The 8,944-nt window shown below is 40.7% G+C and carries 7 protein-coding genes and 7 tRNA genes; 4 read left to right on the top strand and 10 right to left on the bottom strand.

Going from position 1 to position 8,944, the window contains the following annotated elements; genetic code table 11:
• Window positions 1–882, top strand: an 882-nt coding sequence (locus AB5754_RS12260; RefSeq protein WP_368259625.1) for a hydroxymethylglutaryl-CoA synthase, incomplete at its 5' end; no start/stop codon positions are given.
• Between the two features lie 178 nt (window positions 883–1,060).
• Here AB5754_RS12260 and AB5754_RS12265 read toward each other — a convergent pair.
• Window positions 1,061–1,630: a sugar O-acetyltransferase gene (locus AB5754_RS12265; RefSeq protein ID WP_368252338.1), complete on the bottom strand. Its 570-nt coding sequence runs from the start codon at window positions 1,628–1,630 to the stop codon at window positions 1,061–1,063.
• Between the two features lie 120 nt (window positions 1,631–1,750).
• Window positions 1,751–4,096, bottom strand: a complete 2,346-nt coding sequence (locus tag AB5754_RS12270) for an ATP-binding cassette domain-containing protein (RefSeq protein ID WP_368252337.1) — start codon at window positions 4,094–4,096, stop codon at window positions 1,751–1,753.
• Between the two features lie 172 nt (window positions 4,097–4,268).
• Here AB5754_RS12270 and AB5754_RS12275 point away from each other — a divergent pair, with 172 nt between their 5' ends.
• A complete protein-coding gene (locus AB5754_RS12275) occupies window positions 4,269–4,949 on the top strand; it encodes a response regulator transcription factor (RefSeq protein WP_368252336.1) in 681 nt (226 codons plus the stop codon).
• Window positions 4,939–5,973, top strand: coding sequence for a sensor histidine kinase (locus AB5754_RS12280; protein WP_368259626.1), 1,035 nt, complete (start codon window positions 4,939–4,941; stop codon window positions 5,971–5,973). Before AB5754_RS12275 ends, AB5754_RS12280 begins: the two co-directional genes overlap by 11 nt.
• A 94-nt stretch (window positions 5,974–6,067) precedes the next feature.
• Here the strand turns inward: AB5754_RS12280 and AB5754_RS12285 are convergent, their stop codons facing one another.
• Window positions 6,068–6,868 (bottom strand): alpha/beta hydrolase, encoded by an 801-nt coding sequence (locus tag AB5754_RS12285; RefSeq protein WP_368252334.1) that lies wholly within the window; start codon window positions 6,866–6,868, stop codon window positions 6,068–6,070.
• Between the two features lie 665 nt (window positions 6,869–7,533).
• On the opposite strand from AB5754_RS12285, the gene AB5754_RS12290 reads away from it, so the two are divergent.
• Window positions 7,534–7,758, top strand: a complete 225-nt coding sequence (locus AB5754_RS12290) for a hypothetical protein (protein ID WP_311833400.1) — start codon at window positions 7,534–7,536, stop codon at window positions 7,756–7,758.
• A gap of 370 nt (window positions 7,759–8,128) precedes the next feature.
• On the opposite strand, the gene AB5754_RS12295 is transcribed toward AB5754_RS12290, so the two are convergent.
• The 7 genes from AB5754_RS12295 to AB5754_RS12325 all read right to left on the bottom strand — a co-directional run bounded on the left by AB5754_RS12295 (window position 8,129) and on the right by AB5754_RS12325 (window position 8,944).
• A tRNA-Leu gene (locus tag AB5754_RS12295) sits at window positions 8,129–8,213 on the bottom strand.
• Between the two features lie 200 nt (window positions 8,214–8,413).
• Window positions 8,414–8,498 (bottom strand) — tRNA-Leu (locus tag AB5754_RS12300).
• Window positions 8,499–8,519: 21 nt separating this feature from the next.
• Window positions 8,520–8,590, bottom strand: a tRNA-Cys gene (locus AB5754_RS12305).
• Window positions 8,591–8,623: 33 nt separating this feature from the next.
• Window positions 8,624–8,695 (bottom strand) — tRNA-Gln (locus AB5754_RS12310).
• A gap of 10 nt (window positions 8,696–8,705) precedes the next feature.
• A tRNA-His gene (locus tag AB5754_RS12315) sits at window positions 8,706–8,778 on the bottom strand.
• 11 nt (window positions 8,779–8,789) lie between these two features.
• Window positions 8,790–8,863, bottom strand: a tRNA-Trp gene (locus AB5754_RS12320).
• 4 nt (window positions 8,864–8,867) lie between these two features.
• A tRNA-Tyr gene (locus AB5754_RS12325) sits at window positions 8,868–8,944 on the bottom strand.

Consider the following 8,944-nt stretch of genomic DNA (forward strand, 5'->3'; position numbering starts at 1 on the left):
ATTTTACACCGCTTGTTGGGTATTCAGCCTTTTGCTCGTTCGATTGAAATGAAAGAAGCTTGCTATGGTGCTACTGCTGGCTTGCAATTAGCCAAAGATTACGTCTTGCGTCATCCTGGGCGCAAAGCACTGGTAATTGCTTGTGACATCGCTCGCTACGGCCTGAATTCTGGAGGCGAACCAACGCAAGGAGCTGGTGCGGTGGCTATGTTAGTCACGGAAAACCCTCGTATCTTAGCTTTGTCCGATGAATCGGTAGCTTTAACCCAAGATATTTATGATTTTTGGCGGCCTACTGGTGAAGCCTATCCTGTAGTCGATGGTCCATTATCCAATGCCACTTATATTGACTCTTTTGTTAAAGTTTGGCAAGAATACCAAAATCGTTATCAACAAGACTGGCAAGCTTTCGACGCTATGTGTTTCCATATTCCTTATACGAAAATGGGTAAAAAAGCCCTTTTAGCCGGTCTAGAAGGTGTGGATGCCAACATCTCCGAGACACTCTTAACTCGATATGAAGAAAGCATCGCATACAGTCGACAAGTGGGCAATTTATACACCGGCTCTTTGTATCTTGGTCTGCTTTCTTTATTGGAGCATAGTGAAAACTTAGTCCCTGGCTCAAAAATTGGTCTGTTTAGCTACGGCTCTGGCGCGGTGGCAGAGTTCTTCACGGGTACTTTAGTAGCAGGCTATAAACAGCACTTACAAAAAACAGCTCATCAAGAATTGTTACAAAATCGGCAAAAACTAACGATTCCAGAATATGAAGTATTATTTACAAAAGAACTAACCAATGAAAACCTCGCTCAAAATAGCGATCAAACGCCTTACCGATTGGTAGCGATTAAAGATCAAGTACGGTATTACCAAGAGTAAAAAAGCCAAGAAAACCGGGTAACTGGTTTTCTTGGCTTTTTAGTCTATAAGTACGATACCATTAAAAGTATCTTCTGCCTCTGTGGTTCTAAAACTTAAAAGCAGAACCTGTTTTCACATAGGAAAATTCAAAGCGTTCCTTGTTACGACGAAACGAGTGTCATGCTTTTGATTTCTTTTACTCCTCTTTTGGCAACGGTCGAATGACTTGACAAGGACTTCCATAGGCAATCACATTTGCCGGAATATCTTTCGTGACCAAGCTATGAGCTCCAATCACGGAGTTTTTCCCAATGGTCACTCCAGGCAATACCGTAACGCCTGCGCCCAACCAAACATTTTCTTCGATTACCACCGGCAAATTATACTGAGCGGCTTTTTTTCGTAATGTCGCTGGTAATGGATGGGTGCCTGTACACAACGTAACATTTGGTCCCATCATAACGAAATCCCCAATGGTTATTTTCGTATCATCCACTAAGGTTAAATGGGAATTGGCATAGACCTTTTTCCCAAAGTAGGTATTTTTCCCCCAGTTTGCCGAAAACGGTCCTTCAATATAAGAACCCTCCCCAAAAGATCCTAGTAACGCTTTCAAAATTTCTTGCTTTTCGACAGTTTTACTAGGCAAGGTATGATTGAATTGAAACAGTAAATCCCGATAATGAGCTTGTTCAGCGGAAATTTCGGCATTTTCGTAATAAATTTCACCGGAGTTCATCCGGGCTTTGATTTCTGTGGTATCCATAGATTCCCCTCACTTCTCCATTAACGCATAAAAGCCTACTACCAAAAGGCAGAGGCTTTTATGTCCTGAAGCAATTATATCATGCTTTTTATGAAAAGTATGGCAGGAATTTTGTTTCAATTAATCCGCCCGTAATGCGATTGCTGCATCTTTTTTGGCTGCCATGCGGGCTGGGATATGGCCACCTAACATGGTTAAAATCGTGGAGACAATGACTAAAATCACCGCATGTTGCAATTCCAATTGAGCAACATTTTTTAAATCCGTCAATTTGTAAATAACTGAGTTAATTGGGAATGTTGCTAAGTAGGCAATGACTACCCCTAATGTGCCGGAAAAGACGCCTAAAATGGCAGTTTCCGCATCAAAAACCCGGGTGATATCTTTCTTTCTAGCACCCAATGCTTTTAAAACACCGATTTCTTTCGTCCGCTCGATTACCGAAGTATACGTGATGATCGCGATCATAATCATACTCGTCACTAAAGAAATTGCCGCAAACGCGATTAAGACATAGGTCACTGCATCCATTAAGCCCCCGGTTAATTCGGTCATGGTCCCAGCTAAATCGGAATAGATAATCTTGTCTTCTTGGGATTTGCCTTTATTCCAGTCGTCCAAATAATCCAAGACTTCATCTTTATCTTTAAAGTTATTAGGATAAATCATCATCGAATAAGGTATGGCACTGGCACCTAAATAATCCATAAAGTTTTCTTTAGTAGCTTCATCCATTTGTTCATTGGTCATGACATTTGTATCACTAGCTTCTTGCGCTTTGACAATGGCAGAAGTTTGGTTTTCTTTAATCACTTCTTGGGCCAAGCTGTCGCTATAGGCAATCCCGGGAGCTAGTAGCGCCATGGAAGCCGAGGACTTCGCCCGAATAATCCCAGAAATTTTTAGCTCTTGGTTAGACGTGTTGTCATAAACTGTTTGTAAGTCTTGATTAGGAATGAAATTTCCTGTAGGTAGCTTCGTGTAATAAGCATCGTTGTTTACTAGCTTCATAGTAGTACCTAAAATCTGATCAAAGGAAAGTTCTTCCTCATTTTTCACATCATAGCCTAGATTTTTCAAAGCATTAATATTGGTCTTGTTGTTCTCATCCACTACTAATACCAAATCCGTATCCGCTTTAGGATAACTTCCTGCTAGTAACGTGTAGTTATCCTTTAAAAAGTTAGTGCCGTCAGCTTCTAGTTGTTTGGGAAATGATGAAACCCCCACTCCCGTCATGGAAGACATCATGCTCATCATGGAACCAGATTCAGAACTGTCCGCAGCATTATTCGATAATGAAACTTGTTTCACTTTGCCGTCGATTTCCCGCATTAAGTTTAAATTTGCCAAACGAGTATAGCCGATGTTATTGGCTAATTCGGGATCAATCTCATTGATATAGTCCACATATTCTTGATCCAATTGATTGGTGTGTTGGGCCTGATCGGCAGCACTAGTTTCCGCGATTACCACTTTTTTATTAGGATATTTCTCATCTTCTTTTTGATTCGTTTGAAGGGCGGTAGCATCATCGGTGGTGGTGATTTTTGAAATCGTAATCGGGAACTTGGCTAACGTTTCGGTCTGAGTCGCATCAATTTGTTTTTGAAAACCATTTGACAAGGATAAAACTACCGCAATGCTAATAATCCCAATACTAGAAGCAAAGGCGGTTAAAAAAGTCCGCCCTTTTTTGGTGCGAATATTATTGAAAGAAAGATTTAACGCCGTCGTAAATTTCATCTTAGTGCGCTTTAAGTTAAATTGATCCGGCTTTGGTCGTTCCTTATGGGGATGGGAGTCATTCACAATCTTACCATCGGAAAACTCAATAATCCGATCGGCGTATTGATTGGCCAGCTCTGGATTATGGGTAACCATAATGACCAATTTTTCTTTGGACAGTTCTTGAATCAGTTCCATAATTTGCACACTGTTTTCTGAATCCAAAGCGCCGGTTGGTTCATCACAAAGTAAAATCTCGGGATCATTCGCTAATGCTCGGGCAATGGCCACCCGTTGCATTTGCCCGCCGGAAAGTTGATTGGGCTTTTTGTGCATATGATCTTTTAGCCCCACCCGAGTTAAGGCCTCTTCGGCACGGCGTTTTTTCTCTTCCCGGCTGACACCACTTAAAGTCATCCCCAACTCCACATTGTCGATAATGCCTAAGTGACTGATTAAGTTATAGCTTTGGAAGATAAAGCCGATAGAATTGTTCCGATAGGCATCCCAATCCCCGTCTTTAAAGGTCTTAGTGGACTTGCCGTTAATCACCATGTCCCCAGAATCATAATTATCCAAACCACCGATGACGTTTAACATCGTGGTCTTCCCAGAACCACTAGGACCTAAAATGGCTACAAATTCCTGTTTTCGAAAAGCCACGGAAACACCATCTAAGGCTTTGGTGGTGGTTTCGCCTACAGTATAGTATTTTTTAATCTCTTTTAGCTCTAACATAAGAACCTCCTGTTTTTTTACCTTGTTGCGGACACATTAAGAATATAGCATCCTTCTATGAACTCAAAATGAAATGACTGGTATTTTTCAACAATTCATGGAACTTTCACAAAAAAATGCTACAATTTTCTCAAGTTGTCCCTGTGTTAGAAACGTACAATGGAGGTCTGAAATGAACCAAATTCTAATTGTAGAAGACGAGCCAAACTTGGCAGAACTTTATCGCCAAGTTTTACAAAAAGCCAATTTTCAAATCACATTAGCTGAAAACGGTGAGCAAGCCTTGATTCAATTGGCAAAAATCCATGTCGATTTAATTATCACCGACTTGATGATGCCGGAAATGGATGGCTTTCACTTTACAGAAACCTTACGAAACTACGGCTATGACCTGCCTATCTTAGTGATTACCGCCAAAGACACATTTGCCGATAAAAAGCGCAGTTTTCATTTAGGCGTGGACGATTACATGGTCAAACCGATTAATGTAGAAGAGATGCTTTTACGGGTTGAAGCGCTGTTACGGCGAGCTAAAATCAATCATGAAGCAGAACTGACTTGCGGTCAAACAATTTTAAAGCAAGAACAGATGACCGTCAGTACCGGAGCGACAACTATCGAACTACGCCCAAAGGAATTTGAAATTCTCTACAAGTTATTGTCTTACCCCAATAAAATTTTTACCCGCCAGCAATTAATGGAAGAACTTTGGGGGCCGGATTCTGAAACAGAGGAACGAACCATTGACGTCCACATTCGCCGGTTACGCCAACAGTTTTCTACTAATCCTGACTTTCAGATTGTAACCATTCGAGGACTAGGCTATAAGGCGGTGCTAACCCATGAAGACTAAACTTTACTCCCAGTTATGGGTTTATTTTGTGGCATTGATTTTTGCTAGCATGGTCGTATTGACTTTTTTATTTGGTGCTTTACTGCTTTTTTTACTCCACGAAAAAATCATCCAGCCCGGGCCTAATAATCATTTTATCGTGATTGTAATCTATACTCTTTTCAGCATCATCACCGGAACTGGGGTAGCCGCTTTAGTCGGTCGCCGCATCCTCGCTCCAATCCGCCAACTAAGCGAAAATATGACTCAAGTAGCCAAAGGAGATTTTTCTTTACACGTTCCAGAACAACAGCGAATCACAGAAGTCCAAGAGCTGTTTAGTAATTTTAATACCATGGTGACCGAGCTGAACAGCATGGAGACGTTACGCAATGATTTTGTTGCCAATGTCTCCCACGAATTCAAAACACCGTTAGCGACGATTCAAGGCTACGTCCAACTTTTACAAAATAAGCAATTGTCTTCAGTGGAACAAGCGGATTATTATGAGCGAATTTTAGAAGGAACCAAGCAACTAGCGACTTTGACCAATAATATTTTACGCTTGACCAAATTAGAAACCACCACTACTCCTTTGGTTAAAAACCAATTCCGACTAGACGAACAAATTAGAGAAGTAATCTTATTTTTGCGCCCACATTGGGAGTCTAAGGCCATTGACTGGAAATTAGATTTACCCCATACCCAGTTTTTTGGTAATGAAGAATTGTTGTATCAAGTTTGGCTAAATCTGATTGAGAATGCCATTAAATACAGTCAAAAGAATGCTGCTATTACAATTGCTATCCAAGGTACGCAAGACCTGACCATCGCTTTTCATGATGAAGGAGTGGGCATTGCAACAAAAGATCAAAAACGAGTTTTCGACAAATTTTACCAAGGTGATACCAGTCGCAAGTCTGCCGGCAACGGGTTAGGCCTCTCCTTAGTTCGAGAAATTGTCGCTGCCCATAAGGGGACTGTTTCTGTTACTAGCACTCTTGATAAGGGAACTACCTTTTGGGTAAAACTGCCGTTAGGATAAGCGAACTTTATGCAATCATAAGCTTTCTTCCAATAAAAATAAAAAAACGACCCTCATATTTGCAGCGAGGGTCGTTTTTCATGTCACGATTCTTTTAGAAAAAAGTTTCCAGCCAAGTCAGCAATAAAGAAAGCCAGCTTTGAACATTGGGTACGGATGGATTGTTTTCAGTAGCAGTGGTTTCATTGGCCAGACTCAAGCCATGGGGACCATTAGGATAGAGATGACATTCATAGGACACATGCTTCTGTTGTAAGGCTTGCACAAAAGCTAGCGTATTTTCCACTGGCACGGCAGCATCTGTCACTGTATGCCAAATAAAAACCGGTGGCACTTGATTTGTCACCAGCGTTTCTAAGCTGTGGGTTGCCCATTCAGCTGACGTTTTACCTAAAAGATTTTCAAAGGATCCTTTGTGGGCAAACTCACCGCTGGAAATAACTGGATATCCTAAAATCAAGCCATTAGGTTGAATTGTATCAGAATCATAGCCCAATTCAACTAAGCGAGATTGCCACATGGTGCCTAAAGACGCTGCCAAATGGCCACCAGCAGAAAAACCAGCAACTAAGATTTTTTCAGGATCAATGTGCCAACTGGTTGCATTTTCCCGCACATAAAGCATCGTTTCTGCTAACTGAGTTAAGGCGGTGGGGAATTTAGCCGGCGCCACACTATAGGTTAAAACAAAAGTCGGAATACCTGCTGCCACTAATTGCAAAGCTACGGGTTCACCTTCTCTAGCAGATACATTAACATAACCGCCCCCGGGACAAATCACCACTGCTTTACGCAAGTCTTGCTTGCCAAATTCTGCAAAATATTCAGGTAAATAAGCAGTGATTAGACCGCTCTCACCATTGTGTGCAGTAATCTCATGGGTAAAAACATTCATTTTATTCACTCCTTCACATTATAGGAAATTTTTCCAATTTCTTTTATTATACTTGAAAAAAGCAACAGAGAAACCTCTTTCGAAAACATTGCTAAAGAAAGCCAGACAAGCTTTGTGATAGACGCCAGCTAAGTAAAATTTTCCACCTTCAAACAACAATCTTCCGGCTAATTAAACGTAGCCAATTGCTAAATTGATAATTTGGCAAGCTAATAGCTGACCAATTCTGTCGGTCAAAAAAAATGAAGCCTAGCCTTAAATCCAACTGAGATTATTTCTGTCACTATATGAAGGAGATTTTATAGACCTTACTCACTTTAAAACCCTCTAAAAACTTTTTCTTCCCTTTATCTAGTTAAAAATCAAGACTAAACAAATTTTTGCAAGAGGTGTAAATCATCATTTTATATGATTAATAGAATTACTCTCTTTACTAGCCAAAGTCCTGATTAACTTATTATGAAAAAACAGACATCTTGTATATACCTCTAAATTTTTTTCGTTTTCATTGTAAGCGCACTCTCTCTTTATTTTTAGTATTTCACAAAATAGGTATGTTTGTATATACAACTAAAAAACGGCATTTTTTCAGTATTTATCGATATATTTTATAAATTGGTATGGTATTATATAAGTACTATGTGAGAAAGTGAGGTTTAATAACCATGGAAAAAGAAATTATTTTAGGCAAAAAATATGAGGTGAAACCTGCTCGTTTTCACCGTAATATGGTAGGAACTGCTCAAGCAATTACAAATGGAGGAATTATTTTCCATATTGAGCATTGTGAGTTATGTGACCAAGAAACTGCAAACGCTCATAATCGCGAAGTCACCGCAAACTATGCTGATGTAAAACAAATGGTAGGCGAAACTTACTTTTTCAGTTAAACTCCTGTATAAATAAAAAATGTTTAGAAACAACTACTCTACCACGAAACTGCTAAAAGTACTGACAGCCCAATATTTAAAATAAAACATTGCTATCTCCCCCTATCTAGGACACTGAAATACAAAAGTCCCTAGATAGGGGGAGATTTTGTATTTTATTCTAAAAGGATATCATTTGGATTTCGGACTTTCCGTCACCTGAGACTGCGAGTCCAAATCCAACAAAACATCTGTAAAATCATTTAATAACGCAAAAAAGGAAATGCCGAAACATTCCCTAAAGTGTGAAAAGAGCCGAAATTTTAGTCGTCGCATAGCCTTTCCGACCCTTTTTCATAAAAAAAGCATCCCACTATTAGTAGGATGCTGATACCGGCGGCCGGGGTCGAACCGGCACGTCCTCAACGGACACTGGATTTTGAGTCCAGCGCGTCTGCCAATTCCGCCACGCCGGCATGTCATTTAACATATGTTAGTATACAATTCTTTACACTAAAGTTCAACTTTTTTTCGAAAGTTTTTTAGTTATTTTCTAAAACTAATATAGTAGAAAAAAGAAACAGACTGCGCTCTCCTTTTGATAAATAGTCACAAAGAGCCCGATTTATGCAAAATAAAAAGTATCCAAGAGACATGTCTCGGATACTACACATTATACCGGCGGCCGGGGTCGAACCGGCACGCCCTCAACGGGCACTGGATTTTGAGTCCAGCGCGTCTGCCAATTCCGCCACGCCGGCATTTAAATAATAGTAGTACTAAGGCGCTAACCGGATTTGAACCGGTGATGAAGGTTTTGCAGACCTCTGCCTTACCACTTGGCTATAGCGCCATTATACTATTATATGATTTCAAATGAAACCAACTGGGGTAGCTGGATTCGAACCAACGCATGAGGGAGTCAAAGTCCCTTGCCTTACCGCTTGGCTATACCCCAAAAAGTAAAGGGCGATCGATGGGAATCGAACCCACGAGTGCCGGAGCCACAATCCGGTGCGTTAACCACTTCGCCACGATCGCCATAATAAAAATGGCAGGGGTAGCAGGAATTGAACCCACACTAACGGTTTTGGAGACCGCTGTTCTACCTTTAAACTATACCCCTAAAATGGAGGAGAGTGGATTCGAACCACTGAACCCGAAGGAACGGATTTACAGTCCGTCGCGTTTAGCCTCTTCGCTACTC

It is taken from the genome of Enterococcus sp. 2201sp1_2201st1_C11_2201SCRN_220225, from assembly GCF_040925905.1.
In the GTDB taxonomy this organism is placed as follows: Bacteria; Bacillota; Bacilli; order Lactobacillales; family Enterococcaceae; genus Enterococcus_C; species Enterococcus_C asini_A.